Consider the following 2,095-nt stretch of genomic DNA (forward strand, 5'->3'; position numbering starts at 1 on the left):
CGATGGTGCGCCATCGGATGAAGACACGGTCACCGACTTGCCAGCCCGTAATTTCGTCTCCTGTGGCGGATAGGCATAGATCCTCTGGAATGACCGCTTGACCGGTTCGGCGGGACCTTTCGCGACAAGACCGCCAAGGGCGTCAAGGTCATCAAGCAGCTCCTCGTCTTCCCTTGAGATGCTGTCGAAAACCGCCCACTGTCCGGGTTTGACTTCGCGCCGATGAAACATGCCGAGGTTGAATAGAAGCTCCCGATGGTCCTCTGTCAGGTTTGCAGCGGCCAACAGTGCCCGCAAACTGGCAACCTTTTCATCTTCTTCGTGCTCCCTGTCGTCACCAGCCTTGCCGGGAACGGGCCATTCCAGATGCGGGCGGATGCTTACAAGCCAGTCGCGCAGCTTTTCCGTCGAAACACAGTCAATGCGGTTATAGTCCTCGATCTCGTCCAGAATCGCCTGGTCCCGGGTATCGCGCCATGCTTCATAGGCGATGACCGATCCGCCCGCGGTCTTGACCTCACCGACCCGCTCAAGATCGTAGAAAACCTCCATCGACTTGATCGAGTAGTTCGGCTCCGAGGCGATCAGACAACCGCGTACCACGGCATAAAGATCAACGAATCTCTGCTCTGTCTGCAGTTTGTCGAGAAAGGCTTCGCCGATCCCGTATTTGGTCGTCAACCGGCGCAGAGCGGTGACCTCGTAGGGCGCATAATGATAGATCCGCGCTTGCGGAAACGCTTCCAGACGCACCCGGAAAAAGTCCAGCAATCCGGCAAGGCTTTCCGCTTCAGCTTTGTGATCATGAGCCCAGAAGGCCTTGAACGTGCCATCGAACCAAAGTCCGTGCAAATACTCCAATCCGCCTTCGAAATACGGATCCCCCTCAATGTCATAGAAAACATCTCCCGGCCTTGGCTCGGGCAGCAGATCAAATCCCTTGCCTGGCTGATGTGGACGGAATTCGAAAGCCGGCGCACCTGATTTGCGCGCGTGTTGAAGGCGAGCCTGTGCCCGAAGCCGATCCAGCGTATCCGGCGCCATTCCCCGCACCGGGCCGTCGCTGCAGGCAACGGCTTCCATCGTCTTGAGCCCGACCGCTTCAAGTTTCCGGACCTGGCCCCTTGTCACATTGGCGATATTGTAAAGGCTGTCGTGATGCTGCCAGACCTCATCACAGTGCAACCGCCACCGGCACAGGCCGCAGTCGCTGCAAGGAACCGGCCGGGTTGGCACCGGCGCTTCAACAAAGCGCTCGAACCTTTGCCTGACGCTGCGCGCATAGTGCTGATAGTCAGCCAGACGCAGACTGACCTTTCGTCCGTCGCCCAGAAGAACATGTGCCATTTCGGGCGCAACGCCCTGAATGGACGCCAGAAGGTCCGAATAAAGCGCCAATTGCAGAACGTGCTTCGGGTGAACCGACCGCTTGAGCTTGGTATCGATCACTTCATAGCTGAAAGTCCCAAGCGCGGACGGTTTTTCAACCCTGATCAGGAAATCCGACCATCCGCCCCAGTTGCCCGACAGGAATGCACCTTGAAAAACCGCCGGACGGCCTTCACGAAGCGCCGTTTCCGTCACCTCGGCATTGAACTTCAAACCACCACGGTCAATCTCGACAACAGATCCAAGTTCACGCTTCAAGTCCTCGAGATAAGCGGCTTCATGAGCATCCCCCTGCCCCTGAAGCAGACGCGCATCCTCACTGTCCTCGCAAGGGAACACGTCCTCGCCGTTCAGATAGGCAAGGTCCAGCACCGTCGCGTGACTGCAACCTGAAAACCGCATCAGATCGGAAGCCGAAAACAGGACACCGCCGCCGGACTTTTTCATTGAAGCTCCGAAAAGGAATTTGAACCAGATCCAAGAATTGCTTGAACGGGCCGCACAATCACCAATACGCCATACCCCTGTCAACAACTGACATTCTTGCGCGCGCCTTCTCCAGTGGTATTTATCTCAATTATAATAGGCACTTCATAGCTTGGCCGGTGAAGTAGAACAGGCGTGCCGAGCCCGCTCTTCCTCGGCACGCCTGCGAATTTCGCCGCCGCTTTTGCGGCCGCGCGGCCGGCGAAAACTCGAGCCAGCC

At 57.4% G+C, this 2,095-nt stretch carries 1 protein-coding gene; it reads right to left on the bottom strand.

Annotated elements, in window-relative coordinates; translation table 11 throughout:
• Nucleotides 1-1,836, bottom strand: a 1,836-nt coding sequence (locus tag E1297_RS02480; protein WP_155133474.1) for a TM0106 family RecB-like putative nuclease, incomplete at its 3' end; no start/stop codon positions are given.
• Between the last annotated feature and the right edge of the window lie 259 nt (nucleotides 1,837-2,095).

The sequence above is a fragment of the Roseibium sp. RKSG952 genome (assembly GCF_009711355.1).